23 protein-coding genes are annotated in these 25323 nt (G+C 73.2%); 9 read left to right on the plus strand and 14 right to left on the minus strand.

All coding sequences use genetic code 11. The annotated features are described in order from the left end of the window. Positions 1 to 3: 3 nt before the first annotated feature. Positions 4 to 1404: an MFS transporter gene (locus AB0H75_RS06605; protein WP_367791443.1), complete on the plus strand. Its 1401-nt coding sequence runs from the start codon at positions 4 to 6 to the stop codon at positions 1402 to 1404. 65 nt (positions 1405 to 1469) lie between these two features. Continuing rightward, on the plus strand, positions 1470 to 2069 hold the full coding sequence (locus tag AB0H75_RS06610) for a TetR/AcrR family transcriptional regulator (RefSeq protein ID WP_367791446.1): 600 nt from the start codon (positions 1470 to 1472) through the stop codon (positions 2067 to 2069). Between the two features lie 48 nt (positions 2070 to 2117). Here the strand turns inward: AB0H75_RS06610 and AB0H75_RS06615 are convergent, their stop codons facing one another. Continuing rightward, positions 2118 to 2816: a TetR/AcrR family transcriptional regulator gene (locus AB0H75_RS06615; protein WP_367791449.1), complete on the minus strand. Its 699-nt coding sequence runs from the start codon at positions 2814 to 2816 to the stop codon at positions 2118 to 2120. 120 nt (positions 2817 to 2936) lie between these two features. Between AB0H75_RS06615 and AB0H75_RS06620 the strand changes: the two genes are divergently transcribed. The 3 genes from AB0H75_RS06620 to AB0H75_RS06630 are packed head-to-tail and all read left to right on the plus strand — an operon-like array spanning position 2937 to position 5088. Beyond that, complete coding sequence (locus tag AB0H75_RS06620; protein ID WP_367791452.1) at positions 2937 to 3290, plus strand: YrdB family protein; 354 nt, start codon at positions 2937 to 2939, stop codon at positions 3288 to 3290. 2 nt (positions 3291 to 3292) lie between these two features. Next, positions 3293 to 4204, plus strand: coding sequence for an NAD-dependent epimerase/dehydratase family protein (locus tag AB0H75_RS06625; RefSeq protein ID WP_367791455.1), 912 nt, complete (start codon positions 3293 to 3295; stop codon positions 4202 to 4204). After that, a complete protein-coding gene (locus tag AB0H75_RS06630; RefSeq protein ID WP_367791458.1) occupies positions 4201 to 5088 on the plus strand; it encodes a Gfo/Idh/MocA family protein in 888 nt (295 codons plus the stop codon). The genes AB0H75_RS06625 and AB0H75_RS06630 overlap by 4 nt, the downstream gene beginning before the upstream one ends. On the opposite strand, the gene AB0H75_RS06635 is transcribed toward AB0H75_RS06630, so the two are convergent. From AB0H75_RS06635 to AB0H75_RS06650, 4 genes are read right to left on the minus strand one after another with little or no spacing between them, the layout of a single operon-like run. Beyond that, positions 5072 to 5896, minus strand: coding sequence for a serine protease (locus tag AB0H75_RS06635; RefSeq protein WP_367791460.1), 825 nt, complete (start codon positions 5894 to 5896; stop codon positions 5072 to 5074). The two genes, AB0H75_RS06630 and AB0H75_RS06635, sit on opposite strands and share 17 nt — an antisense overlap. A 55-nt stretch (positions 5897 to 5951) precedes the next feature. Further along, on the minus strand, positions 5952 to 6962 hold the full coding sequence (locus AB0H75_RS06640) for an acetamidase/formamidase family protein (protein WP_367791463.1): 1011 nt from the start codon (positions 6960 to 6962) through the stop codon (positions 5952 to 5954). Continuing rightward, the gene (locus AB0H75_RS06645; RefSeq protein ID WP_367791466.1) at positions 6959 to 8326 is read right to left on the minus strand and encodes an APC family permease; all 1368 of its coding nucleotides are present in this window, start codon (positions 8324 to 8326) and stop codon (positions 6959 to 6961) included. Before AB0H75_RS06645 ends, AB0H75_RS06640 begins: the two co-directional genes overlap by 4 nt. Positions 8327 to 8380: 54 nt before the next feature. Further along, complete coding sequence (locus AB0H75_RS06650) at positions 8381 to 9460, minus strand: substrate-binding domain-containing protein (protein ID WP_367791468.1); 1080 nt, start codon at positions 9458 to 9460, stop codon at positions 8381 to 8383. A 48-nt stretch (positions 9461 to 9508) separates the two neighbouring features. Here AB0H75_RS06650 and AB0H75_RS06655 point away from each other — a divergent pair, with 48 nt between their 5' ends. Then, positions 9509 to 9955, plus strand: a complete 447-nt coding sequence (locus tag AB0H75_RS06655; RefSeq protein WP_367791471.1) for a MarR family winged helix-turn-helix transcriptional regulator — start codon at positions 9509 to 9511, stop codon at positions 9953 to 9955. A 65-nt stretch (positions 9956 to 10020) separates the two neighbouring features. On the opposite strand, the gene AB0H75_RS06660 is transcribed toward AB0H75_RS06655, so the two are convergent. Beyond that, positions 10021 to 11298, minus strand: a complete 1278-nt coding sequence (locus AB0H75_RS06660) for a Glu/Leu/Phe/Val dehydrogenase (protein WP_367791474.1) — start codon at positions 11296 to 11298, stop codon at positions 10021 to 10023. Between the two features lie 244 nt (positions 11299 to 11542). Here AB0H75_RS06660 and AB0H75_RS06665 point away from each other — a divergent pair, with 244 nt between their 5' ends. Then, positions 11543 to 13099, plus strand: a complete 1557-nt coding sequence (locus AB0H75_RS06665; protein ID WP_367791477.1) for an alkaline phosphatase D family protein — start codon at positions 11543 to 11545, stop codon at positions 13097 to 13099. Between the two features lie 30 nt (positions 13100 to 13129). On the opposite strand, the gene rocD is transcribed toward AB0H75_RS06665, so the two are convergent. From rocD to AB0H75_RS06680, 3 genes are all read right to left on the minus strand, one after another. After that, the gene (rocD, locus tag AB0H75_RS06670; RefSeq protein ID WP_367791480.1) at positions 13130 to 14347 is read right to left on the minus strand and encodes an ornithine--oxo-acid transaminase; all 1218 of its coding nucleotides are present in this window, start codon (positions 14345 to 14347) and stop codon (positions 13130 to 13132) included. Between the two features lies 1 nt (position 14348). Beyond that, complete coding sequence (gene ddaH, locus AB0H75_RS06675) at positions 14349 to 15146, minus strand: dimethylargininase (RefSeq protein ID WP_367791483.1); 798 nt, start codon at positions 15144 to 15146, stop codon at positions 14349 to 14351. Positions 15147 to 15259: 113 nt separating this feature from the next. Next, entirely contained in the window at positions 15260 to 15733 is a 474-nt protein-coding gene (locus AB0H75_RS06680; protein ID WP_367791486.1) for an Lrp/AsnC family transcriptional regulator, read from the minus strand. Between the two features lie 93 nt (positions 15734 to 15826). Here AB0H75_RS06680 and AB0H75_RS06685 point away from each other — a divergent pair, with 93 nt between their 5' ends. Then, on the plus strand, positions 15827 to 18175 hold the full coding sequence (locus AB0H75_RS06685) for a GH1 family beta-glucosidase (RefSeq protein WP_367791489.1): 2349 nt from the start codon (positions 15827 to 15829) through the stop codon (positions 18173 to 18175). A gap of 89 nt (positions 18176 to 18264) precedes the next feature. Then, on the plus strand, positions 18265 to 19440 hold the full coding sequence (locus tag AB0H75_RS06690; protein ID WP_367791492.1) for a hypothetical protein: 1176 nt from the start codon (positions 18265 to 18267) through the stop codon (positions 19438 to 19440). 22 nt (positions 19441 to 19462) lie between these two features. Here the strand turns inward: AB0H75_RS06690 and AB0H75_RS06695 are convergent, their stop codons facing one another. The 5 genes from AB0H75_RS06695 to AB0H75_RS06715 form a co-directional block, all read right to left on the minus strand. Then, positions 19463 to 20875 carry a glycoside hydrolase family 16 protein gene (locus tag AB0H75_RS06695; RefSeq protein ID WP_367791495.1) on the minus strand — a complete coding sequence of 471 codons (1413 nt, stop codon included), beginning with the start codon at positions 20873 to 20875 and terminating at the stop codon, positions 19463 to 19465. A gap of 67 nt (positions 20876 to 20942) precedes the next feature. Beyond that, the gene (locus AB0H75_RS06700; protein WP_367791498.1) at positions 20943 to 21899 is read right to left on the minus strand and encodes a hypothetical protein; all 957 of its coding nucleotides are present in this window, start codon (positions 21897 to 21899) and stop codon (positions 20943 to 20945) included. Continuing rightward, positions 21896 to 22756, minus strand: coding sequence for a hypothetical protein (locus AB0H75_RS06705; RefSeq protein WP_367791501.1), 861 nt, complete (start codon positions 22754 to 22756; stop codon positions 21896 to 21898). The genes AB0H75_RS06700 and AB0H75_RS06705 overlap by 4 nt, the downstream gene beginning before the upstream one ends. A 171-nt stretch (positions 22757 to 22927) precedes the next feature. After that, positions 22928 to 23647 carry a DUF5941 domain-containing protein gene (locus tag AB0H75_RS06710; RefSeq protein WP_367791504.1) on the minus strand — a complete coding sequence of 240 codons (720 nt, stop codon included), beginning with the start codon at positions 23645 to 23647 and terminating at the stop codon, positions 22928 to 22930. Further along, positions 23644 to 25185, minus strand: a complete 1542-nt coding sequence (locus AB0H75_RS06715) for a CDP-alcohol phosphatidyltransferase family protein (RefSeq protein WP_367791507.1) — start codon at positions 25183 to 25185, stop codon at positions 23644 to 23646. Before AB0H75_RS06715 ends, AB0H75_RS06710 begins: the two co-directional genes overlap by 4 nt. Positions 25186 to 25323: the final 138 nt, after the last annotated feature.

Genomic DNA, 25323 nt, shown 5'->3' on the forward strand with positions numbered 1-25323 from the left:
GCCATGGCGCTGGTGCTGGCGGGGCTGGTCCTGGCCATGCTGCTCGGGGCACTGGACCAGACGATCATGGCGCCGGCGCTGCCGGCCGTGGCCGGCGACCTGGGCGGGCTGGACCAGATGCCCGGCGTCGTCACCGCCTACCTCGTAGCCGCCACCGTCGTCATGCCGGTCTACGGCAAGCTCGGCGACCGGTACGGGCGCAAGCGCACCCTTCAGGTCGCCGTGGTGGTGTTCGTGGCCGGGGCCGTGCTGTGCGGGCTGGCCGCGTCCATGCCGCAGCTCATCGCCTTCCGCGCGGTGCAGGGGCTGGGCGGCGGCGGGCTGGTGATCGGGGCGCAGGCGGCCATCGGGGAGCTGGTCAGCCCGCGCGAGCGGGGCCGCTACCTCGGCTACTTCGGCGCCGCGTACGTCGTGGCCGCCGTCGGCGGGCCGCTGCTCGGCGGGTTCCTCATCGACCGGCTGAGCTGGCGGTGGATCTTCGCGATCTACCCGCCGCTCGGGCTGCTGACGCTGGTCCTGCTCGCCGCCGCGCTGCGGCTGCCCCGGCCGGAGGCCACGCGGCGGCCGCTGGACGTGGCCGGAGCGCTCGCGCTGGCCGCCACCGTCGTGGGCGTGGTGCTGGCCGGGCAGACGCACCGGCCGACCTTCCTGCTGCTCGCGGCGGGCGGGCTGGTGGCGTGGCTGGTCAGCGCCCGGTACGCGGCCGACCCCATCCTGCCGCTGCGGCTGTTCCGCGAGCGGGCCTTCGCCGTGCCGGTGGGGATCAGCCTGGCCATCGGGTTCGCGCTGTTCGGGACGATCACGTACATGCCCGCCTACCTGCAGATCGCCATGCGCGCCAGCGCCACCGGGGCCGGGCTGCTGGTGACCGCGCTCATGGGCGGCGCGCTGCTCGCCACGGTCGTGTCCGGCCGGCTGATCACCAGGACCGGCCGGTACAAGCCGTTCCCCGTCGCCGGGACCGCCGTCGCCACCGCCGGGCTCGCGCTCGTCGGGCTCACCGCCGCCTCGCCGCCGGCGCTGGCCGCGGCCATGCTGCTCACCGGGTGGGGGCTCGGGATGACCATGCAGGTCATGGTGCTGGCCGCGCAGAACGCCGTCTCCTACGGGGACCTCGGGACGGCCACCTCGTCGGTCACGTTCGTCCGCCAGATCGGCGCCTCGGCCGGGGTCGCGGTCGTGGGGGCGCTGATCACGCTGCGCTCCGGGATCCCCGCCACCGCGACCCCCGCCGAGCTGCCCGACGGGGTCCGTGAGGCGTTCGCGGCGGCCGTGCCGCCCGTGTTCGGGGCGATGGCGCCGCTGCTGGCCGTGGCGTTCCTCCTGTCGCTGGCCCTGCCCGCGCGCCCGCTGCGCACCACGGCCCACGTCGACGAGGCTGCCGTGGAGCAGCAGCTCCCGTGACCGGAGAGGGGGACCGGGGGACCGGGACGCGGGCCCGCCCGTCCGGCCCGTCCCCGCTGCCTAGGATGCGTGCCATGGCCACCGACCACCGCAAGCTGCCCCGCCGCCGGGGGGAGGCGCTCAACGCCGCGATCCTGCGGGCGACGCTCGACGAGCTGGCCGAGAGCGGCTACGCCGGGCTGACCATGGAGCGGGTGGCCGAGCGGGCCCGGGCCGGCAAGGCGTCGCTGTACCGGCGCTGGCCGTCCCGGCTGGAGCTGGTGACGGACGCGGTGCGCTCCGTCCTGCCCACCCCCGAGTCGGCGCCCGACACCGGCGGCCTGCGCGGCGATCTGGTCGCCCTGCTGGGCCAGGTCGCCCGCGTCCTGTCCGGGCCGGCGGGGGAGGCGCTGCGCGGGCTGCTGGGCGAGGCGCTGAGCGGCGGCTCGCCGCTGGGCGCCATGCGCAGGAGCTCGCAGGGGACGGGCCGGCGGACGATGGAGGAGGTGTTGCGGCGCGCGGTGGCCCGTGGCGAGGTCGATCCGGCCGCGATCACCCCGCGCCGCCTCGACGCGGGGCACGCGCTACTGCGCCACCACTTCCTGTTCAACGGCGCCCCGATCCCCCATGAGCTGGTGGAGCAGATCGTGGACGAGGTGCTGGTGCCGCTGTTCAGGCGGCCGTAGCCAGGGGTACGGTGACCAACGCCGTCTCTCGGCAAGACCTGGTAAGTCTCACTCGGCAAGCCCCAGCGGCACGGCGGCCAGCCGCATCGCGTGGTCGAAGGCGGCGCGCCGGTCGCCGAGGGTGTTGTCGAACTGGCCGAACACCTCGAAGCTCACCCATCCGTACAGGTTCGTCCACCCCGAGATCGCCGCCCAGACGGTCTCGTCGGGCACCCCGGGCATCAGCTCACGGAACGCGGCCGTCTCGCCCTCCAGCGCGGTTGGCGGCGCGGGCAGGCCGGCGGGCGGGCGGACGGCCCCGGCCCGCCAGGCGTCGGAGACGAGGGAGCCGAGCACGGCGACGTCGCGCACCCGGGCCGCGATCGTGTCCTGCGGCGCCTGGTAGCCGGGCACGGGGGAGCCGTAGAGCAGGGCGTACTCGTGGGGGTGCGAGACGGCCCAGTCGCGCACGGCGTGGCAGGCGGCCAGCCACCGGCCGAGGTGGTCGGCGCGGGGGCAGGCGGCCTCGGCCCGCTCGACGGCCTCGCCGAGGGCGTTGTAGCCGTCGATGATCAGGGTGGTGAGCAGGTCGTCGCGGCTCGGGAAGTAGCGGTAGATGGCCGAGGAGACCATGCCCATCTCCCGTGCCACCGCCCGCAGCGACAGGCCGCCCGCCCCTTCCGTGGCGAGCTGGCGGCGCGCGATGTCGGTGATCTCCCTGGTGAGCTCGGCCCGGACCCGTTCTCTGGCGGTGCGGCTTGCTGTCATGAACGGCAGATTACCAGAGCGGTGAGAGAAAACGAGAGCAGTGCTCTTGACGGCTGCCGCTCTTTTGAGAGAGCATTGCTCTCGTAAGCGAACGGCAATCACATCCCCCTTGGAGTCCCGATGCTCAGCCTCGCCAAGCATGCCAACATGGCCCTGATGTTCTTCCTGGAGCTCGGCGTGCTGATCTCCGTCGGCTACTGGGGCTTCACGCTCAGCTCGAACTGGGGCCTGAAGCTGCTGGCCGGGCTCGGCGGCCCGGCGCTGTTCGCGGTGGTGTGGGCGCTGTTCGCCGCGGGCGGCGGCGCGAACGCCGCCTTCCCCCTCACCGGCCCGGCCCGCGCCGCGCTGGAGATCGCCTGGTTCGGCGGCGGCGCCCTCGCGCTGTACGCCGCCGGCCGGATGCTCCCCGCGGCCGTGCTCGCGGCCCTCTTCGTCCTCAACGCGGTCCTCCGCCTCGTCTGGAAGCAGGTTTGATCATGGGTAAGCACGTCGTCGTCGGATCCGGCCAGGTCGGCACGCACCTGGCCGCCAAGCTCGCCGCCGAGGGACACGAGGTGGTCGTCGTGACCCGCTCCGGCCGCGGCCCGCAGGGCACGGTCAAGGTCGCGGCCGACGTGGCCGACCGGGACAGGCTCGTCGAGATCGCCAAGGGGGCCGACGTCCTCTACAACTGCGTCAACCCCGCCTACCACCGCTGGCTGACCGACTGGCCGCCGATGGCCGCCTCGTTCCTGGCCGCCGCCGAGGCCGGCGGCGCGGTGTACGTGATGCTCGGCAACCTCTACCCGTACGGGCCGGTCGAGGGCCCGATGACCGAGGACCTGCCGCTCGCCTCGCCCGACCCCAAGTTCCGGGTGCGGGCCAGGATGTGGGAGGACGCGCTGGCCGCCCACCGGGCCGGCCGCATCCGGGTCGCCGAGGTGCGCGGCTCCGACTACTACGGCCCGGGCGCCACCGACCAGTCCTACCTCGGCGACCGCTTCATCGAGCCGCTGCGGGCCGGGCGGACCATCCCGCTCGTCTGGCCGGCCGACGTCCCGCACAGCTGGACGTACCTGCCGGACGTGGCCGACGCGCTGATCGTGGCCGGCCGCGACGAGCGGGCCTGGGGCCGGCCGTGGCACGTGCCGACCGCGGAGCCGCTGACGTTCCGGCAGATGGGGGAGCGGATGGCCGCGCTGCTCGGCCGGCCCGCGCCGCGCATGGTGCGGATCCCGTGGCCGCTGCTGCGGGTGGCCGGGCTGTTCTCGCCCATGGCCGGCGAGCTGGCGCACGTCCGCCACCAGTTCACCGCGCCGTACGTGCTCGACTCCTCGGCCTTCCAGCGCACCTTCGGCGTCGCGCCCACCCCGGTCGAGAAGGCGCTGAAGGTTACGCTCGGCGCGTGAAGACTGCCATCATCGGCCTGGGCGACATCGCGGAGAAGGCCTACCTGCCCGTGCTCGCCGCCCAGCCCGCTCTCGACCTGCACCTGTGCACCCGCGACACCGCCCGCCTGGACCGGCTCGGCGACGCCTACCGCGTCCGGCGCCGCTTCACGCACGTGGACGAGGTCATCAAGGCCGGCGTGGAGGTGGCGTTCGTGCACGCCGCCACCGAGGCCCATCCGGAGATCGTCGAGCCGCTGCTGGCCGCCGGGGTCCACGTCTACGTGGACAAGCCGATCGCCTACACGCTGGCGGACTCCGAGCGCCTGGTGCGCCTGGCCCGGGCAGAGGGCCGCTCGCTCATGGTGGGCTTCAACCGCCGCCGCGCGCCCGGCTACGCCGCCCTGGCCGCCCTGCCCCGGCACCTGGTCGTGATGGAGAAGAACCGCGACAACCACCCCGACGACCTGCGCAGGGCCGTGTTCGACGACTTCGTCCACGTCGCCGACACCCTCAGGTTCCTGCTGCCCGGCCCGGTCACCGGCACCGCGATCAGGACCCGCGTCAGGGACGGCCGCGCCGAGCACATCGTGCTGCAGCTCGACGGCGACGGCTGCACCGCGATCGGGATCATGAACAGGGTGAGCGGGGCGAGCGAGGAGTCCTGCGAGGTCATGGGCGACGGCGTCAAGCGGCGCGTGGTCAACCTCGGCGACGTGATCGACTACCGGGGCGGCGAGGTCCTGACGCGCCGGCCCGACTGGGTGCCGGTGGCCCGGCAGCGCGGGATCGAGCAGATCTGCCTGGAGTTCCTGGACGCCGTCCGCGCGGGCCGGGTCCTGGACGCGGGCGACGCCCTGGCCACCCACGCCCTGTGCGAGGAGATCGTCAGCCAGGCCGGGTGACCCGCATCTCCTCATCGGCCCTGGCCAGCATGCGCTCGAAGGACCGGCCGCCCAGCCGGGCCAGGACCGTGTAGCCCTTGGCGTCGCTGAGCGGGCTGGAGGACGACACCACGCCCGCGACCGCGCCGCCGTACAGGGCGGGTCCGCCGCTGCCGCCCGCGGCGGCGTGGCAGTTGCGGGTGACCATCAGCCCCGGCCCCTCGGACAGGCCCTCGACGGTGTCGCCCAGGCACCGGTACAGCCGCAGCCCGGGATACCCCTTGCCCGCCGGGTAGCCCAGCAGCTCCAGGCCGCGCAGCGCGGTGCCGCGCGCGGTCGGCATCGGGCGCAGCCCGCGCCCGGTGACCTCCTCCAGCGGGCGCCGCCGCCGCACCACGCCGACCAGCCCCACGTCGTACGGCAGCAGCTCCGCCGAGTACGGCCGCTCGCGCCAGCGCGCCGGCACCCAGGTACGCACGACCGGCCACACCCCCAGCCGCGCCTGCCCCTGGTCGTAGCCGGGCAGGAAGGCCAGCCGCCCGAGCAGCCGCCCGTGGTGGTAGAGGCAGTGCGCGGCCGTCAGCACCAGGCTGCGGCTGCGCGAGCCGATCACGGTGCCGCCGCACATGATGTCCTGGCGCGTCACGGGGTCCTGGCCCACCAGCACCCCGGTCAGGCGCCGCGCCCCGGTGAAGGGGCGCGGCACCGGCGCGTAGCCCAGGCGGTCGCCGTCGGGGGTCAGCACGCGCGGGCCCGGAATGTCGCGGAGCGACATCTCGGCGACGGCGCTCGGATCGAGCAGGACCAGGGACAGCACCAACCTGAGCACCTTCCAACAGTTAGCAGAAGATGATCAGCGCCCTGACCCGCGACATCCGGGTTTACTAACTCGTGTACTGGGAACCGAGGGCCCGCAGCCGGTCGTGCGCCGACTCGTAGACACCGCTCCCGCCGCCGCCGAGGCAGGTCTTGGGCAGCTTGGCCACCATCGTGTAGTTGGTGTCGCACACGTTGCCCACCGGTGCCTCGCCGGCCTGGCTGACGAGCTGGTAGGCGTCCAGCGTGTCCAGGCCGGTCAGCTCGGACGTCCAGGTGACCAGGTCGTGCTGGCTGATGCGGTAGGCGTCCTCCAGGGGGCGGGCCGAGCCGGTGGACATCAGGTGCAGGTCGTCCTCCAGCCGGGGCCACGGCGTGGCCACGCCCTTGATCAGCTCGACCGCGACCACCGTGTTCATGGCCGACTCGACCGCGGTGCCGCACACCTCGCCGTGGCCCTGCCTGGCGTGCCCGTCGCCGATCGCGAACAGGCCGCCCTCGACGTTGACGCCCAGGTAGACGGTGACGCCGGCGCGCAGCTCGGGGGTGTCCATGTTGCCGCCGTGCGCGTCGGGGGTGATCGACATGCGGGCCTCGTTCGCGCCGGGGGCCACGCCGACCGTGCCGTGCATCGGGTCGAGCGGCAGCTCCACGCTGAAGTCGCTGGAGCGGGCGTGGTAGACGGCCACGCCCTTGTCGAGGTCGAGGTCGTAGCGCCAGACCCGCTCCTCCAGCGGCGGCTGGAGCATGGCCGTGGTGTGGGTGCCGGTCAGCGCCCCGAAGTGGGGGAACGTCGTGGACACCGCCCAGTCGCGGGCGGGGGTGATCCTGACGAAGTGCAGCGCCAGCGTGTCGCCGGGCTCGGCGCCCTCCACGTGGAACGGCCCGGTCACCGGGTTGAGGTAGGGGAACTCGCACACCTGCGACGGCAGGTCCTCGGTCGTGCGCACCCGGCCGCCGAAGCAGTCCTCGGTGTAGAGCTCCAGGATCGTGCCAGGACGTACCTTGCCCACCGGGGCCCGGCCACCGAAGGTGTAGCTCAGCTCCTCGGGCGAGGGATGGTAGGACACGACGTTCACACGACCTCCTTGGGAAGCACGGGCCGGCGGCCCGCCAGGTAGCTGATGGCGAGGATGATCAGGCCGAGCGCCAGCCAGAGGCCGCCGACCCACTGGGCCGCCACGTTCTGGTTGATCACGACGGCCACCAGGACGGCGAAGCCGACCACGGGGACGACCAGGTGCGCCAGCAGGTTCCCGCTGCGCTTCCTGATCACGTAGTGGACGACGACGGAGACGTGCAGCAGCAGGAAGGCGAACATGGCGCCGAAGTTGACCAGCGAGGCCAGCTCGCCGATGCCGTTCTTCCGGGTGCTCATGTAGATGCCGAGGACCAGCGAGATCACCGCCACCACGAACGTGGCGTTCACCGGCACCTTGTGCTTGGGGTGCACCTTGCCGAGGAAGGAGGGCAACATCCGGTCGCGGCCCATCGCGAACAGCAGGCGCGAGGTGGCCGCCTGCGCGACCAGCGAGTTGGCGAAGCCCCACGCGACGGCGGTGGCGACGGCGGTGAGCACCGACAGCCAGTGCCCGCCGGCGAACTCGGCCGTGGCGTAGAAGGCGTTGCCCGCCGCGTCGCCGTTGGCGATCAGGTCGTCCCTGTTGGGGGTGAGCAGCGCGGCGACCCACGTCTGCACCACGAACAGCACCGCGGCGACGGCCAGCGCGGCCACCATGGAGCGGCCGAGCCGCCGGGCGTCCTCGCGGTTCTCCTCGGCCAGCGTGGAGATGCCGTCGAAGCCGAGGAACGACAGCACCGCGACCGACGCGGCGGCCAGCACGACGCTCCAGCCGAACCCGGCGGAGTCGAACAGCGGCGTCAGCGCCCCGGTCTGGGCCTTGCCCTGGGCGAGCGCGACGGCGCCGACCACCAGGAAGATCGCGAGCACGACCAGCTCGGCGACCAGCATGATCCGGGTGATCCGGGCCGTCATCTGGATGCCCAGGTAGTTGACGACGGTGTTGAGCACGACGAACGCGGCCAGCCAGGCCCACACGGGCACGGCGGAGACGAAGGAGTTCATGGCCGTGCTGGCCACCAGGTAGAGCAGGGACGGCACGAGCACGTAGTCGAGCAGGATCGCCCAGCCCGCGATGAACCCGACCGGCGGGGCGATGCCGCGCCCCGCGTAGGTGTAGACCGAGCCGGCCATCGGGAAGGCCCGGGCCATCTGCGCGTACGACAGCGCCGTGAACGCCATCGCCACCAGGCCGATGACGTACGCCAGCGCCACCATCCCGTGCGAGACGGAGAAGACGTTGCCGAAGATGCCGAACGGCGCGATCGGCACCATGAAGATCAAGCCATAGATCATGAGGTCGGCGAATCCCAGGGAGCGCTGGAGTTCCTGGCGGTAGCCGAACTGCTCGACGGTGCTCATGCACGGCTCCTAGCTGCGTAAAAGGGGCGATTCGCACCTTAAGGGCAAAGCTTTCTAGAGAAAAGGTTTCTCCAGAAAGAAGTGCAAGCCGTTGGCCCTGCCGAGATGCACGGGATGGCGCACCTGCCGGTCCCGCAGCGTGAGCCGCCCGCGCCCGCTGGTGATCGTGGTGCCGTCGGCCACCGCGTCCAGCGCGGGCACCGCCAGCGTCCCCGCCCGCCCGCCGAGCGCCGCCAGCATGGCGACGGCCTCGTAGCAGCCGTGGCCGTGCGCGTTGAGCATGGGGGCGTCGGGGCCGAAGCGGGCCGCGTACCGCTCGGCGAAGTCCAGGGCCGGCTCGGTGGCCAGGTCGCGGAAGTAGCCCATGGACGCGTACAGCTCGCCGGTGCCGTCGCCGCCGATGCCCAGCAGGCCGTGCTCCTCCAGCGCGCCGCACAGCCGGGCCGCGCCCAGCCCGGCGGCGGCGTAGGCCCGGTTGAACGCCACCAGGTCGCTGCCGATCAGCGTCAGCAGGATCGCGTCGGGGCGGGCGTCGGCCACCCGCTCCAGCCAGCGCGTGGCCTGACCGTACCCGGCCAGGCCCTCGCCGACCACGCTCGCCCCGGCCGCGCGCAGCCGGGCCCGGGCGGCGGTGTGGACCAGGCGCGGCCAGATGTAGTCGTTGCCCAGCAGGTACCAGCGGCGGGCCCGGCGGGTGCGGATCAGCCAGTCGATGGCCGGTTCGAGCTGGCGGCGCGGGGTCTCGCCGAGGAAGTAGACGCCGGGGGCGGAGCCGCCGCCCTCGTACGGGGGCGCGTACACGAAGGGCACCCGCCCGGCGATCGCCCCGGCCACCCGCACCCGCACGTCGCTGGCGTGCGACCCGGCGACCGCCTCGACCGTGCCCGACCCGACCAGCCCGGCGACCTCGGCGGCGACCACGCCCGCCGCCCGCCCGCCGTCCACGAGCACCAGCTCCAGCGGCCGGCCGAGCACCCCGCCGGCCGCGTTGAGCTCCTCGGCGGCCAGCACGGCGCAGTTGATCGCGCACGGGCCCATCAGGCCGAGCACTCCGGACACGGGCACGACCAGAGCGATCCTGATCGAGTCCGAGGGAAGGAGCCGCGCTTCGAAAGGATCGACGATCGCCGCCACGCCGACGAGTATCCTCCGGATTAGCTCCCGGACGAAAGGACCTTTTCCATGAACGACTCCGGTCTCGGGTCCTCACTGGCGTACCTGCTGAGCCGTGCGGAGCGGAGCGTCAACCGGGGCCTCGCGGCGGTGCTGGCCGGCGAGGACGTCACCGTCGAGCAGTGGCGCATCCTGCGGGCGCTGGCCGACGGCCGGGGGCACTCGATGGGCGAGCTGGCCGAGGCCGTGCTGATGCCGCACCCGACGCTCACCAAGGCCGTGGACCGCCTGATCGACCGGGCGCTGGTCTACCGCGGCCCGTCGAAGGGCGACCGGCGGCGGGTGGCGGTGTTCGTCTCGGACCGGGGGGCGAGCCTGCTGGCCCGGGTGGACGGCGCGGTCGCCGAGCACCACCGGCTCATCGCCGACGCCTTCGGCCACGAGCGGACCGAGCGGCTGATGCGCGACCTGGGCGGCCTGATGGCGGCCCTCGACCACGCCGAGCTGAGGGTGTGAGGCGGGCCCCCGCCACCCGGGCGAGGACCCGCGACCCATCAGCTCACGGGCAGAGGCCGCTCAGCTCACGGGTAGAGGCCGCGCATCCCGTGGGCCTCGGCGACCCGGCCGACGCCGATGGCGTGGGCGGCCTGCCGCAGCGTGAGCCCGCGGGCCGTGGCCAGCGCCCTGACCTCCGCGAACGCGTTCTCCATGAGGTCGCGCAGCTTGATCTCGACCTCGTCGCAGCTCCAGGAGTAGGCCTGCGTGTTCTGCACCCACTCCAGGTAGGAGACGATCACCCCGCCGGCGTTGGCGAGGATGTCCGGCACCACCGTGGTGCCGCTCGCGCTCAGGATCTCGTCGGCCTCGGGCGTCAGCGGCCCGTTGGCGCCCTCGACGATCAGGCGGGCCCGCACCCGGGGCGCGTTGGCCTCGGTGACCGCGCCCTCCAGCGCCGCCGGCACCAGGACGTCCACGTCCAGCTCCAGCAGGTCGTCGAGGGGCAGGTCGTCGGCGTGCGGGTAGCCGCGCACGCCGCCGTTCTCCTCGGCCCAGGCGCGCAGGCGCGGGACGTCGAGGCCGCTGCCCGCGTACACGGCGCCGCCGGCGTCGGAGACGGCCACGACCTTGCAGCCGGCGTCGGCGAGGTACTGCGCGGCCGGCGCGCCCACCTTGCCGAAGCCCTGCACGGCCACGCTCACGCCCTCCGGCGAGCGGCCGAGCGCGGCCAGCGTGGCGATCTGCACGCCGCGCGAGGTCGCGCCGGTGCGGCCGAGCGAGCCGCCCAGCGTCGTCGGCTTGCCGGTGACCACCCCGGGCACGGAGTAGCCGGCGCTGACGCTGTAGGTGTCCATGATCCAGGCCATGGTCTGCTCGTCGGTGCCGACGTCGGGAGCCGGGATGTCCTTCTCCGGGCCGATCAGCGGCAGGATCTCGTTGACGTAGCGGCGGGTCAGCCGCTCCAGCTCGCGGGTGGTGAGCGCGGTCGGGTCCACGGTGACGCCGCCCTTGGCGCCGCCGTACGGGATGCCCACCAGCGCGCACTTCCAGGTCATCCACATCGCGAGGGCGGTGACCTCGTGGATGTCGGTGGCCGGGTGGAAGCGGATCCCGCCCTTGGCGGGGCCGCGGGAGACGTTGTGCTGGACGCGGAAGCCCTGCACGACGTCGATGTGCCCGTCCTCCCGCCGCACCGGGACCGAGACGGTCAGCGAGCGGCGCGGCGTCGCCAGCATCGTCCGGAGCCCGTCGTCGAGCCCCAGGTGCTCGGCGGCCTGGTGGAGCTGGTGGAGAGCGGAGTCGAGGGCCTGGCGGCCCGGGGTGATCAGGGCCGGCGTCTTTGACGGCACCATGATGCTCATGGAAGAGATTCCTCCTGATGTACGCCCGTTTGCGAGGAAAGCGCCATTGCCTTCCTCTTAGGGCAAAGTTGTCGTGATCATCCTAGAACGGGTAGTTTGAAATTGCCTAGTTGTTGGTAAAAAACCATGCCGTTGATCGAGTCGCTGTTGACACCGCCACTCTGGCAGTCTTGGCCGCGACAGTGTGCCGGAAGGCCGAAGTGCCGGAACGGCAATATGCCGAAACATCGAACGGGGGGATCGGATGCCCGCACTCGTGGTGGGGCCGATGCTGCGACACGTCGATTCAGATAGCGCCTCGATCTGGGTGGAGACCGCCGAACCCTGCACGGTCGCCATCGAGGCGGACGGCAGGACTTACCGGTCGCCTACCTTCACCGTGCACGGACACCACTACGCGATCGTGGATCTCGTCGAGCTCTCCCAGGATATCGCCTCGTACTCCGTCGCGCTCGACGGGGAGCAGGTGTGGCCGCCGGCGGGCCGGCCGCCGAGCCGCATCCGGCTGCTGCCCGCCGACGGCGCCCGCCGCCTGGCGTTCGGCTCGTGCCGCACCAGCGTGCCGCACGACGCCGCGACCGTGCGCACCCACGGCGAGGACGTCCTGCGCTCCTACGGCCGCCGCCTGTACGAGGCGCCCGACGAGGAGTGGCCGGACCTGCTGCTGCTCATCGGCGACCAGGTCTACGCCGACAGCCCCTCGCAGGACATGCTGGCCTTCATCCGCGCCCGGCGCAGCACCGAGCCGCAGGACGAGATCGCCGACTTCGAGGAGTACGCCGAGCTCTACCGCCAGGCCTGGACCGAACCCGACATCCAGTGGCTGCTGTCCACGGTCCCGACCGCGATGATCTTCGACGACCACGACCTGCGCGACGACTGGAACACCTCCCAGCCCTGGCGCGAGCAGATGGCCCGCACCACCTGGTGGCGGCGGCGGGTGATCGCCGGGCTCGGGGCGTACTGGATCTACCAGCACATCGGCAACCTCTCGCCCGCCGAGCGCGCCGCCGACCCGCTCATGCGCACGCTGCTCGACCTCCGCGGCCGCGACGGCGCGGCCGAGCTCGACGCCTTCGCCGAGAAGGCCGACGCCGAGCCGAGCAGCAACCGCTGGAGCTACAGCCGCGACCTCGGCCGCGCCCGGCTCATCATGGTCGACACCCGCTGCGCCCGCCAGCTCACCCCCGGCGACCGGCGCATGCTCGACCCGGACGAGTGGGCCTGGCTGGAGGAGCAGGTCGCCGCCCCCGCCGAGCGCCTGGTCATCGGCTCGTCGATCCCGTTCCTGCTGCCCGAGGGCGTCCACGGCGTGCAGAACTGGAACGAGGCCCTGTGCGACGGCAAGTGGGGGCCCGTGGTGCGGCGCTGGTCGGAGAGCTTCCGGCAGGCCATCGACCTGGAGCACTGGGCGGCGTTCCGGCGCTCGTTCGAGGACCTGGCCCGGCTGCTGGTCAGGGTCGGCAAGCCGGTCATGATCCTGTCCGGCGACGTCCACTACTCCTACCTCGCCAGGACCAGCAAGGGCCAGATCCACCAGATCGTCTGCTCTCCCATCCGCAACCCGCTCAGCAGGCTGCTGCGCTGGGCCAACGTGGTCACCCAGTTCTCGATCGCGACCCTGGTGGGCGGCCTGCTGGCCCGGCTGGCGGGCATCCCGAGGCCGCCGTTCCGCTGGCGGGTCACCAAGGGCCCGTTCTTCCAGAACGCCATCGCCACGATCACCCTGCCCGACGAGGTGGCCTGGTACGAGTCCCGGGGCGGCGACCTGCGCCAGATGGACACGGTGCGCTTGCGCTGAATCGGACAGGTGCGCTTGCGCTGAGGCTCTCTACACCTCGCCGCGGAACTCGTAGACGGCGTCGGCGAGCTGGTCGACCGCCCAGACCAGGTCGTCCTCGCTCACCACGATGGGCGGGGCCAGCCTGATCGTGGAGCCGTGCGTGTCCTTGGCCAGCACGCCCCGCTTCATCAGCGCCTTCGACACCTCCCGCCCGGTGGCGAGGTCGGGGTCGAGGTCCACGCCGGCCCACAGCCCGCGCCCGCGTACCTCGACGACGCCCTTGCCGAGCAGCTCCCGCAGCCGGGTGTGCAGCACCTCGCCGAGCTTGGCGGCGCGGGCCTGGAACTCGCCGGTGCCCAGGATCTCGATGACGGCGTTGGCCACGGCGCAGGCCAGCGGGTTGCCGCCGAAGGTGGAGCCGTGCTGCCCGGGGTGGATGACGCCGAGCACGTCGCGGTCGGCCGCGATGGCCGAGACCGGCACCACCCCGCCGCCCAGCGCCTTGCCCAGGACGTAGATGTCGGGCACGACGCCCTCGTGGTCGCAGGCGAAGGTCTGCCCGGTGCGCCCCAGCCCCGACTGGATCTCGTCGGCGATCATGAGGATGCCCTCGGCCGTGCACAGGTCGCGCACGTCGCTCAGGTAGCCGTCCGGCGGCACCAGCACCCCGGCCTCGCCCTGGATGGGCTCGACCAGCACGGCGACGGTGTTGGCGTCCGCGGCCCGCCTGATCGCCTCGGCCGACCCGTAGGGCACGATCCGGAAGCCCGGGGTGTACGGCCCGAAGCCGTCGTGCGCGTCGGGGTCGGTGGAGAAGCTGACGATCGTGGTGGTGCGGCCGTGGAAGTTGTTCTCCATGACGATGATGTTGGCCTGGTCGGGCTCGACGCCCTTGACGTCGTAGCCCCACTTGCGGGCCACCTTGATGGCGGTCTCCACGGCCTCGGCGCCGGTGTTCATGGGCAGGACGAGGTCCTTGCCCGTCAGGTCGCCCAGCCCGGTGCAGAACCGCGCGAACTGGTCGTGGTAGAAGGCGCGGCTGGTCAGGGTCAGCCGCTGGAGCTGGTCCTGGGCGGCTTGGATGATCTTCTCGTTGCGGTGGCCGAAGTTGAGCGAGGAGTAGCCGGACAGGCAGTCCAGGTACCGCTTGCCGTCCACGTCGGTGACCCAGGCCCCGTCGGCCTCGTGGATCACCACGGGCAGCGGGTGGTAGTTGTGCGCGCTGCGGCGCTCGCTCAGCTCGATCAGCTCTGCGCTGCTGGTCATGTCAGTTGTCCCCCCTGATCTCCAGTGTGCAGCACTTGGGGCCGCCACCCGCCTTGCGCAACTCCGACAGCTCGACCGGGATCACTTCGTACCCGCGCCGCTTGAGCTCCAGCTGCAGCCCGGACGCCTCGGAGTTGATCACCACGTGGGTGCCGTCGCTGACCGCGTTCAGGCCCAGCACCTCGGCGTCCTCGGCGGTGGCGAGCACGGCGTCGGGGAACATCCGGCGCAGCACCTCGCGGCTGCCCGGCGAGAACGCCTCCGGGTAGTAGGCGACGTTGCGGCCGTCGAGCGGGAACAGCGCCGTGTCGAGGTGGTAGAAGCGCGGGTCCACCAGGGTCAGCGAGACGACCGGGCGGCCCAGGAACTCCTGCGCCTCCCGGTGGGCCACCACGTCGGTACGGAAGCCGGTGCCGGCCAGCACCACCTCGTCCAGCGTGAGGAAGTCGCCCTCGCCCTCGTTGACGTGCGCCGGCTCCAGCACCGGGTAGCCGCGCTCGGCGAACCAGCGCAGGTAGGCCGGGCCCTCCGGGCCGCGCTGCGGGAAGGCGAAGCGGGCGCCGTAGACGCGGCCGCCGGCGACCAGCGCGCCGTTGGCGGCGAACACCATGTCGGGCAGCCCGTCGATCGGGTCGATGAGGTCCACCCGGTGGCCGAGCTCCTCGTAGACGGCCTTCAGACCCTCCCACTGCCGGATCGCGACGTCGCGGTCCGCGCCGGCCTCGGGGTGCATCCACGGGTTGATGGCGTACTCGACCGTGAAGTACTCAGGGCGGCACATCAGGAAGTGTTTGGGCATGCGGGTCTCCGTCGCGATACGCGGGCTCAGGGGGGACGGAGGACAGCCTAGGAACGGCGTTTACGCAGGCCAAGCGCTTGACATTGCGTCCTGGCGCGGGATCGTTGCGTGTTTCAGCCGGTGAGCCGCGTTTCGTTGCGTACGATCCCCGGCGGGGCGTCCACCAGGCGCGACAACACGATCGAGCTCTTGGTCCGCACCACGAACGACTCGGCCGCGATGCGCTCGATCACCCGCTCCACGTGCCGCACGTCGGTGGCCCTGATGTGCAGCAGCGCGTCCGCCTCGCCGGTGATCGTGGCCGCCCCCACCACCTCCGGGAACTTGGCGACGGCCAGCGCGATGTCCGACGGCTTGGTCTTGCCCTGGCAGAACAGCTCCACGTACGCCTCGGTGGTCCAGCCGAGCGCCTGCGGCGCCACCCTGGCGCTGAACCCGGTGATCGCCCCGCTCGCGCGCAGCCGGTCCACCCGCCGCTTCACCGCCGACGCGCTCAGCCCCACCTCGTGGCCGATCTCCGCGTAGGTCGCCCGGGCGTCTTCGACGAGCGCCGCGATGATGTCACGATCGAGCCGGTCCAGTTCCACGGGCCTTGTATACCGCCTGGCCAGGCTGGCGCGCGACGCACCGGGCGCGGGAGACTGTTCGCTTCCGACCGTTGAAGAAGGGTTTCCGCCGCAATGAGCACCGCAGCCTTCCCCGAGGGATTCGTCTGGGGAGTGTCCACCTCGGCCTTCCAGATCGAGGGAGCCACCGCGGCGGACGGGCGCGGCCCGTCGATCTGGGACACCTTCTCCGCCGACCGGGCGGAGGCGTGCGACCACTACCACCGCTACCGCGACGACGTGCGCCTGATGAAGGACCTCGGGATGGCGGCCTACCGCTTCTCCGTGAGCTGGCCGCGGATCCTCCCCGGCGGCTCGGGTGAGCCCAACAAGGCCGGGCTCGACTTCTACGACCGGCTGGTCGACGCGCTGCTGGAGGCGGGCGTCACCCCGTACGCCACCCTCTACCACTGGGACCTGCCGCAGGCGCTGGAGGACGCCGGCGGCTGGCCCGCCCGCGACACCGCCCGCCGCTTCGCCGACTACGCCACGGCCGTCCACCGGCGGCTCGGCGACCGCGTGGACACCTGGTTCACCCTGAACGAGCCGTGGGTGGCGGCCTTCCTCGGCTACGGCTCCGGCATCCACGCCCCCGGCCGCACCTCGCCCGCCGACGCCTTCCGCGCCGCCCACCACCTGCTGCTCGCCCACGGTCTCGGCGCCCAGGCCCTGCGCGCGGCCGGCGCGAGGAAGGTCGGCGGCGTGCTCAACCTGTCGCCCGTGCTGACCCCCGGCCAGGTCGGCGACCCCGGCCGGGCGCTGTCGGAGGAGGACGCCGAGGCCGTGGCCAGGATCGACGCCCTGGCCAACCGGCAGTTCCTGGACCCGATGCTGCGCGGTGCCTACCCCGCCGAGCTGCTGCCCATCATCGAGCGCACCGCCGGCCTCGGCCACGTCCACGACGGCGACCTGGAGACCATCGCCCAGCCGATGGACGTGCTCGGCGTCAACTACTACACCCCGCTCGTGGTGCAGGCGCAGCCCAGCGAGCCCGCCGACCCCGCCTTCCCCGGCAGCGAGGGCGTGCTGTTCTGCACCGTCCCCACGGCGGTCACCGCCATGGGCTGGCCCATCGTGCCCGGCTGCCTGTCGCTGATGCTGCGCCGCCTGGCCGCCGAGTTCCCCGGCACCGACCTGATGGTCACCGAGAACGGCGCCGACTTCGTGGACGTCGTCACCGGCGACGGCATCCACGACGTGGAGCGCGTCAGCTTCATCGAGGAGCACCTGCGGGCCGTGCGCGCGGCCGTCCAGGAGGGCGTGCCGGTGCGCGGCTACTTCGTCTGGACGCTGCTGGACAACCTCGAATGGTCCGACGGCTACCAGCGCAAGTTCGGCCTCGTGCACGTCGACTTCGCCACCCAGCGGCGCCGGCTCAAGGACAGCGCGCTGTGGTACCGCGACGTCATCAGGCGCAACGGCCTGCCGGAGTCCCGGCCCAGGCGGCCCACCCTGGAGACCGTCGCCGCCCGCGCCCGCGTCTCCCGCGCCACCGTCTCCCGCGTCGTCAACGGCGAGGCGTCGGTGCGGCCCGAGGTCCGCGAGACGGTGCTGCGGGCGGTCAAGGAGCTGGGGTACGTCCCCAACGCCGCCGCCCGCAGCCTCGTCACCCGCAGCACGAACGCGGTCGCGCTGGTCCTGTCCGTGCCGCGCCAGGGCGGCGACCAGCTCACCGCCGCCGTCGTCCAGTACGTCACCAGCGTCCTGGAGGGCGCCGGCAAGCAGCTCACGCTCATGCTGGCCGACACCGCCGAGAGCCACCGGCGCATCGTCCAGCACGTCGAGGCCCGGCTGGTGGACGGCGTCGTGCTGCTGCCGCCCGATCGCGGCGACACCCTCGCCGAGCGGCTGGCCCGCACCGGGGTGCCGGTGGTGCTGCTGGGCAAGCCCGCGATCGCCTCGCTGATGCCGTACGTGGACGTCGACAACGCCGGCGGCGCCCAGGCCGCCACCGAGCACCTGCTGGCCCGCGGGCGCCGCCGCGTCGGCATGGTCTGCGGCCCCCTGGACCTGGTCGCCATGCAGGACCGCCTGGCCGGCCACCGTACCGCGCTGCGCCGGGCCGGCCGGCAGCCGCTGCTGGCCACCGCCGAGCTGACCCGCTCCTCGGGCGCGGCCGCCACCCGGCAGCTCCTCGGCGACGAGCCCGCCCTCGACGCCGTCTTCGCCGCCACCGACCAGCTCGCCCTCGGCGCGTTGCAGGCGGCTCGGCAGGCCGGGCGGCGGGTGCCCGAGGACCTGGCGATCGTGGGCTTCGACGACGTGGACGCCGCCTCGGCCGTCGTGCCGGGGCTCACCACCGTCCGGGTGCCGATCGCCGACCAGGCGCTGGCGCTGGCCCGGCTGCTGCTGTCGCGGCTGGAGGGCCGCCACACCGAGTCCGTGGTGCTGCCGACCCGGCTGGTGGTGCGCGAGTCGTCCTGAGTCGTACGGCTGATGCATTTGGCTTACCTCGCCGCCGGCCGCCGCGGTGCCCGCCTAGCATCGGAGGCAGGGACCCGCTGGGAGGCCAGATGCGCTTCAAGCACCGCAAGCAGGACGATCCCTTCGAGCCGGGCGAGGTCACGCGGGTCACCCCCGTCGTCGCGTACGACGGCGACCTCTACCGCCCGCCCGACTGGGCCCAGCGCCGCCGCGAAGAGCGCGACCTCGGCCGCGCCCACGCCGGCGGCGGCCAGATCGACACCCTCACCCTGCAGACCGGCAGCGTGCCGCGCTTCCACGAGCTGGAGGACGAGCGGCTGGAGGCGCTGGCCGAGCTGGACGAGCGGACCGAGCAGGAGCTGCAGGTGGCCAGGGCCGAGTTCGAGGCCCAGAAGATCCGGCTGGCCGAGTCGCAGCGCGCCTTCGGGGCGGCACGGAAGGCCCTGGACGACAGCCAGAGCCGGGTCGCCGAGCTGGAGCAGCCCAGCCGCCGCCCCGGCGACGGGCGGCCCAGCTCCATCGCCGTCTCCGGCAGCCGCTGGCCGGTCGTGCGCCGCTGGCTGCCCGCCGCGCTGCTGCTGTCCCTGCTGGTGATCGTCGAGGTGCCGATCCTCTACCAGGTCATCCTGAGCTGGGGCGACAGCGTGGCGATGACCGCCCTGCTGGCCGCGGGCGCCGCGCTCATCATGCTGGTGGCGCCCCACATGTACGGGCGGGCGTTCCGCTCCTGGCAGGAGCACGGCGCGCCGGCCCGGGGGCGCCGGCTGCTGGCCGGCGTGGCCGTCGTCTGGCTCGGGCTCATCGTCGCCGTCGCCGTGCTGCGCCGCGACGCCCTCGTCAAGCCCCTGATCGTGGACGGCCAGGACATCGGCCCCACCTCGCAGGGCGTCGGCCAGCTCCCCACGATGGTCCTGCTGCTGGCCCTGCTCGTCGCCACCGCCCTCATCGCCGCCGACCTCGGGCGCAGGATGCACAACCCCAACGACCAGCGGCTGCGGGAGCTGCGCGCCAAGCGCGACGCCGAGGCCCGGGCGTTCGCCGCCGCCCAGGCCGCCTACCAGCGCGACACCGGCTACGCCGAGAGCATCGCCCAGTACCTCCAGGCCGCCGAGCGGCGCCGGGCCGGGCGGCTGCGCCGGCTCGACGGCGGCTTCGACAGCCTGGCCACGGCCTACCTCGGCGGCGTGGTCGAGGGGCTGAAGGACCCGGAGGCCGCGAGCTGGGCCGAGCGCATCGTGCACCACCGCCGCACGGCCCGCTCCTGACCTCCGGGACCGCCACCGCCGCTCAGGAGGTGGCGAAGGTGAACCAGTTGACGTTGACGAAGTCGGCCGGCTGGCCGCTGCTGAAGGTCAGGTAGACCGTGTGCGTGCCGGTCACCCCGGAGACGTTGGCCGGGACCGTGCGCCAGCTCTGCCAGCCGCCGGTGTTCGCGATCGCGAAGTCACCGATGGGCGTGGCCGTGGGGCTGTCGAGGCGGACCTGCACCAGGCCGCTGACGCCGGCCGCCGCCCCCGACGCCACCCGCGCCCTGAACTGGGTGGCCGCCTGCGAGCCGAAGCTCACCCCGTCGTAGCGCAGCCAGTCGCCGTTCGCGATCGCGCCGACGTTCTGGCCGCCGCCGGTGTCGGTGGTGGTCTCGGTGATGGTCCCCGACTGGGCCTGGTAGCGCTCGGCCTGGATGGTGGAGCGGGCGTCCACGCCGCCGGGCGAGGTCGGGGTGGTGGTCGGGTTCGGGGTGCCGCCGCTGCCGCTCTGCCACACCGCCACGTAGTCCACGACCATGGGACGGCCGGGGACGGTCGCGGCGGTCGGGGTGGAGCCGCCCAGGGCGTTCGGGAACGCGCCGCCCATCGCCACGTTCAGCAGCAGGAAGTAACCGGCGTGGCCGGTCATGTTGCTCCAGGTCGTGGCGTCGAACTGGGACTGGCTCACGCTGTGGAACTGCTGGCCGTCCACGTACCAGCGCAGCTGGTTGGGGCTGGCGGCGCGGTCCCACTCGAAGCGGTAGGTGTGGAAGGCCGACTGGCAGGTGGAGCCGGGGCAGGCGCGGCTGGCGCCGAGGCCGGTGGTCTCGTTGCACGGCCCGCCCGGGTTGACGCCGCAGTGCAGGACGCCCCAGACGGAGTTGATGCCGTTGACGTTCTCCATGATGTCGAACTCGCCGATGCCCGGCCAGTTCCAGTAGTTGCCCCGGTAGGGCGCGCCGAGCGCCCAGAAGGCCGGCCAGTAGCCGAGCGCGGCGTCGCCGGTGACGTTGGGCATCTGGATGCGGGCCTCGATGCGCAGGACGCGGCCGTCGGCGGGCTTGAAGTCGGCGCGGCGGGTCTCGATGCGGGCCGAGGTCCACTCGCCCGAGGCGCTGCGCAGCGGGGTGATGCGCAGGTTGCCCGAGCCGTCGAGGCTGAGGTTGGAGGTGCTGGAGGTGTAGTTCTGGATCTCGCCGGTGCCCCAGTTGGCCGGGCCGCCGGGGTAGGCGTGGCCGGTGTCGACGATCCAGTTGCCGGAGGACGGGAGGGTGCCGGCGGAGCCGTCGAAGTCGTCGGACCAGACGAGCGACCAGCCCGACGGGGTGGGCGGGACGGCGGCCGAGGCGCTGACGGCGGCGTTGACCAGGAGGCCGGTGAGCGCGACGAGCGCGGTCACCACCGTGGCCAGGGGCGCCAGGCGGCGCCGGGGCCCGCGTGTTGTGGTCGGCATGGCGTCTCTCCTGTGGGGGGTGCGGGGGACGTCAGAGAGCGCTCTCACAGCATCTGAGCACACGCCCTCACTCGGCGTCAAGCACGTTGTGAGCGCTCTCCCTAGAGCAGGTCCACCGTGGCGCGCCCGCCGCCTCGAACGCCTCCCGCCAGAACGACTCCAGCAGCGGGAACCGGTCCGGACTCGACCTCTTCGCGCGCAGGAAGCCGTGGACGGTCACCGCGTAACCGGTCAGGTCGGGCAGGAGCCGGCCGGCGCGCAGCTCCTCGATCTTCCGCTCGCGGGCGGCCTCGCTCAGGTCCAGCTTGTTGACGTCCAGCTCGCCGCGATTGTTGATCAAGTCGCTGAAGACGGCGATCTCGTGCGGCCGGTCCGGGCGGCGCTGGGCGGCGAGCTGCTTGACCACGTACCGCAGGGCGCCCAGCACGTCCGAGCCCTCGCCTTCCGTCGGGCAGTCGAACAGCTTCATCGCCCGCGGCAGCGCCTCCTGGACGCGGTGCGCCCGGACGCGCTCCTCGACGACCGGGTTCCCGTTGGGGTTCTCGGCCCTGGTGGCGGCGATGGGGAGGGGGTCCTGGCGGCAGGTGCTGCTCTCCGAGCCGCCGGTGACGGCGGCGAAGGCCATCCAGTCGCAGCTCCCGGCGAAGGCGGGCAGCTTGGAGGTGACGTCGGCGCGGGAGGTGGCGGGGTCGGCGTAGCTGGTCGAGTCGACGACCACGCCGCAGATCGAGCGCGCCTCCGTGCCGCAGCCGGCCAGCGTGACGGCGGCACCGCCGACCAGCAGGAGCACCAATCCCACCGCACCGGCGCCGCGTCCGGCTGCCGTGGCACCGCGCCCGGCCGTCCCGGCGTCGCGTCCGGCCGTCCCGGCGTCGCGTCCGGCCGTCCCGGCGTCGCGTCCGGCCGTCCCGGCGTCGCGTCCGGCCGTCCCGGCGCCGCGTCCGGCCGTCCCGGCGCCGCGTCCGGCCGCCCCGGCGTCGCGCCCGGCCGTGGGCCGTCCTGGCGGTCGTGATCGCGGGGTCACGCGTCCTCCTGGTCGCGGTCCTGCCCGGTGCGGCCGTTGGCGCCCTGGTGGCCGTTGAGTCCGTGCGGGGTGCCGGTGGACAGCTCGGGACGGGCGCGTTCGGCGGGCAGCTCGCGCGGCATGACCTCGGCCCGCCACACCTCGATGCGCTCCTCGGCCTCGCGCAGGATGCGCCCGATCTCCTCGCGCCCCGACATCCCGAGCGCCGTCCCGCCGGTGGCCTCCATCGCGACGACCTCGCCCTTCCACAGGGACGGGATCTCCTCCTTGCGCGGGTGCGCCTCCAGCACGCCCCCCTTGTAGGCCGCGATGAGCTGCTCGGCCCTGGCGTAGACGGCCTCGACCTCGTGCTCGCGCTCGATCAGCGCGCTCTCCCACTCCTGCCGGAGCTGCTCGATGCGGGCCCTGGCCCGCTGCGCGCCGGCGTCGGCCTCTTCGACCAGCGCCCGCCGCCTGGCCTCGGCCCGCCGCGCCCGCGCCTCCTCGATCGAGATGAACCCGTCCGCCGGGCGGTGCCCGCCGGGCGCGGGCGGCTCCGGCCGCGTGCCGCCGCGGCTCAGCTCGCGCAGGATCTGCTCGCGTGCCTCCACCACCCGCTCAAGCAGCGACGTCCGGGTGGCGGCCAGCCGCCGGTCGATGCCGGTGACCTGCTCGCGGGCCCGCGCGCGGACCTCCGTCACGTACGCGGGCTGGAACTCCGGGTCGGTGAACTCGCCGAGGGGGTGCAGGCGCGCGTCCCGCATGCCCCGCCGCCGGGCCTCCTCGCGCTCGGCCCGCGGGCCGTCCGGCATGACCGCCCGCGCGTCCCCGGCGAGCAGCCGCGAGTCCCGCTTGAACAGCCGCGACAAGAACGCCATCCGCGTCTCCTGGCTCCGGCCGGACCGGAGCCGGCCCGGATGTGCCCTGCTCCCAGACTAGACGGCGCTTTCCCGATGTGGCGGGGGACATCGTTCAACGGCTCCCAATAAACCCCAACAAAACGGACGGCGCCGCACCCGTGGTGCGGCGCCGTCCGGACAGCGGGGGGATCAGCCCTTCTCCGCCTCGCCGGTGGCCTGCTCCAGCGCGTCCTCCGGGGACGCCTCCAGGTCCTGCTCGGCGTCGGCGGTGGCCTGCGCGGAGGCCTTGTCCAGCCGCACCCAGCTCGTCACGCTCTCCACCGCGAACAACACGAACAGGTAGGCCGTCAGCACCGCCAGCACGGGCGTCACCACGCCGAACGCCGCGCCCACGCCGATGATGATCAGCCGCAGCTCCCAGCCGAGGCCCGCCCGGAACACCCAGGCGGGCGGCCAGATGCTCTGCCGCGTACGGTAGACGGTGTCGTAGGTGTGGTAGCCCACCACGTACACCAGCACGAACAGCAGCCACTTGGGCGCGTCGGCGGCCAGGCCGATCACGATCGTGGCCAGGAACTCGGTGCCGCGCAGCAGCGGCGGCGTCAGCCAGTCGAACCGGCCCAGATGGTCGCGCGCCGCCGTCGGCAGGACGAGCACCAGGGCGATCGCCACGGGCACGAGCAGGATCGGGCCGGGCTTCAGCAGCCCGGCGGCCGTGACGGCGGCCACGGCGAGCAGCGCGACGAGCGTGGCGGGCACGGGCGGCAGCCCCCGGCCCAGCCGGGGCGCCAGCGCCTGGGCGAGCGGGCCGTCGTCGCGGTAGGCGAGCAGGCGGGCGGTCTGGATGCGCCGGCGCTCCTCGTCGGGATCCGGCGTGGGGGTGGCCATGGCCTGCGGTTGGGTGATCATACGAGCGACCTCATGACGCGTCCGGTGAGGGTGTAGGCGGCGGCGACGCAGCCCCAGATCACCAGCGTCAGGAAGGTGATCCGGGCGTCGAAGAAGGCGGCGGTGATCGCGATGGCCGCGAACCGCTCGCCGATGGGGAAGACGATCATCTTGCGCGCCCAGTAGACGGCCTTGAACTTGCCGGCCTTGGTCCACATCTTGAGCACGCGCCGCACGCCGCCCTGGCTGCGCTCCTCACGACGGCGCGACAGCGCGGCCCGCAGCTCGCGGTCGTCGGGGGCGTCCAGCGCCAGGGTGGGCAGCTTGGCGGGCGGCTTGCGGCGGTTGGCGGCGCCGAAGGAGAAGTCGAGCAGGTGGCGTACGGACTGCAGGCCCAGCGCGGCCAGCGCGAGGATCCAGATGTCCTCGCCCTTGCCCGCGATCACGTAGCCGAGGGCCAGCCCGGCGAAGACCACGTACTCCTTGAACCGGTCGAACGTGGCGTCCAGCCAGGCCCCGAGCACGCCGAACTTGCGGGCGTACCGGGCGACCTGCCCGTCGACGCAGTCGAAGACGAACGCGAAGTAGATGAGCACCCCGCCCAGCACCATGAACGGCCGGTCGCCGGTGGCGAAGCAGGCGGCCGCGGCCACGCCCAGCGCGATCGAGATCAGCGTGACCTGGTTGGGCGTCAGCCCCCGCCGGGCCGCCCAGCGGGCGATGAAGCGGGAGTAGGTGGAGACGAAGTACGTGGTGAAGAAGCCGTCGGCGCCCTTGACCGCGTTGTTGAGCCGGGCGCGGTCCTCGTCCATGGCGGCCATCTCGGGGCCGGCCTCGTTGACCTCCTCCTGGGTGGTGACCCGGCGGTAGAAGAGGTCGCGGCGGCCGCGGACGCCGACCGACACGCCGTTGCGCACCAGGCCGAACACGACGAGCTGCACCAGGTCGTCGTCGGGGCCGAAGGTGTGGGCGATGGCCGCCAGGTCGCGGCAGGTCTGCGCCAGCACCGGCGCGTTGCGGGCGCTGACGTACAGCGGGCCGAGCATCACCGCGTTGGGCCGGGTCACGGCGTGGGTCGCGGTGCCCACCGAGACCACCCGCGACTTGCCGATGCGGGCCCGGACCGGCAGCCCCTCCACGCGGTTGAGGCCGATCTCCGGCTCCGCCTCGTCGATGGGGACGGCCTCGGCCTCCTGCTCGGTCTCGGCGTTGTCCTCCTGGGGCTCCTCGCCCGTGAGGCCCTGTCTCGGCTCCTTGGCGACGAGTGCCAGCGCGCCGCGCTTGGTCTTGGTGATCTGGTAGATCAGCTCGTCGTGGACGACAGAGTTCTCGGGGATGAGGAGCAGGCTCTCCGTCGCCGACTCCGCGACGTCGGCCAGCGCGCGCAGGGCGGCGGCCACGTCACCGGAGGGGATGGCGGCGGGCCGGGGATCATAGGAAGCGAGCTGGCTGCGCAGCCGCTCGGCCACGGTGGGATCGCCAGGTAGCGCGGCCAGCCTCAGGCCGGTCGGAGAGGTGTCGGGGCCGGGCGAGGCGCCCAGCAGGACCACGCGGGTCATGACTCCCTTTCGAGGCGGTAGCGGGGGGTTGAACAACGGGTAATGCGGGGACAGGCGTCAAAGTCTAGTGAGAGTGACGCAAAGTCGCGTCATCCGAGCATGCCCGTAACGCCGGACGCCACGGTATACAGAGCGGCC

The sequence above is a fragment of the Nonomuraea sp. NPDC050783 genome (assembly GCF_040802095.1).
Taxonomy (GTDB): Bacteria; Actinomycetota; Actinomycetes; order Streptosporangiales; family Streptosporangiaceae; genus Nonomuraea.

What these genes read in the sequence shown, in the direction of transcription:
- AB0H75_RS06685 (WP_367791489.1), top strand. Translation starts at nt 15,827, where the DNA reads ATGAGCACCGCAGCCTTCCCCGAGGGATTCGTCTGGGGAGTGTCCACC.
- AB0H75_RS06665 (WP_367791477.1), top strand. Translation starts at nt 11,543, where the DNA reads ATGCCCGCACTCGTGGTGGGGCCGATGCTGCGACACGTCGATTCAGAT.
- AB0H75_RS06690 (WP_367791492.1), top strand. Translation starts at nt 18,265, where the DNA reads ATGCGCTTCAAGCACCGCAAGCAGGACGATCCCTTCGAGCCGGGCGAG.
- AB0H75_RS06625 (WP_367791455.1), top strand. Translation starts at nt 3,293, where the DNA reads ATGGGTAAGCACGTCGTCGTCGGATCCGGCCAGGTCGGCACGCACCTG.
- AB0H75_RS06715 (WP_367791507.1), bottom strand. Translation starts at nt 25,185, where the DNA reads ATGACCCGCGTGGTCCTGCTGGGCGCCTCGCCCGGCCCCGACACCTCT.
- rocD (WP_367791480.1), bottom strand. Translation starts at nt 14,347, where the DNA reads ATGACCAGCAGCGCAGAGCTGATCGAGCTGAGCGAGCGCCGCAGCGCG.
- AB0H75_RS06655 (WP_367791471.1), top strand. Translation starts at nt 9,509, where the DNA reads ATGAACGACTCCGGTCTCGGGTCCTCACTGGCGTACCTGCTGAGCCGT.
- AB0H75_RS06660 (WP_367791474.1), bottom strand. Translation starts at nt 11,298, where the DNA reads ATGAGCATCATGGTGCCGTCAAAGACGCCGGCCCTGATCACCCCGGGC.
- AB0H75_RS06710 (WP_367791504.1), bottom strand. Translation starts at nt 23,647, where the DNA reads ATGATCACCCAACCGCAGGCCATGGCCACCCCCACGCCGGATCCCGAC.
- AB0H75_RS06605 (WP_367791443.1), top strand. Translation starts at nt 4, where the DNA reads ATGGCGCTGGTGCTGGCGGGGCTGGTCCTGGCCATGCTGCTCGGGGCA.
- AB0H75_RS06615 (WP_367791449.1), bottom strand. Translation starts at nt 2,816, where the DNA reads ATGACAGCAAGCCGCACCGCCAGAGAACGGGTCCGGGCCGAGCTCACC.
- AB0H75_RS06695 (WP_367791495.1), bottom strand. Translation starts at nt 20,875, where the DNA reads ATGCCGACCACAACACGCGGGCCCCGGCGCCGCCTGGCGCCCCTGGCC.
- AB0H75_RS06705 (WP_367791501.1), bottom strand. Translation starts at nt 22,756, where the DNA reads ATGGCGTTCTTGTCGCGGCTGTTCAAGCGGGACTCGCGGCTGCTCGCC.
- ddaH (WP_367791483.1), bottom strand. Translation starts at nt 15,146, where the DNA reads ATGCCCAAACACTTCCTGATGTGCCGCCCTGAGTACTTCACGGTCGAG.
- AB0H75_RS06610 (WP_367791446.1), top strand. Translation starts at nt 1,470, where the DNA reads ATGCGTGCCATGGCCACCGACCACCGCAAGCTGCCCCGCCGCCGGGGG.
- AB0H75_RS06645 (WP_367791466.1), bottom strand. Translation starts at nt 8,326, where the DNA reads ATGAGCACCGTCGAGCAGTTCGGCTACCGCCAGGAACTCCAGCGCTCC.
- AB0H75_RS06620 (WP_367791452.1), top strand. Translation starts at nt 2,937, where the DNA reads ATGCTCAGCCTCGCCAAGCATGCCAACATGGCCCTGATGTTCTTCCTG.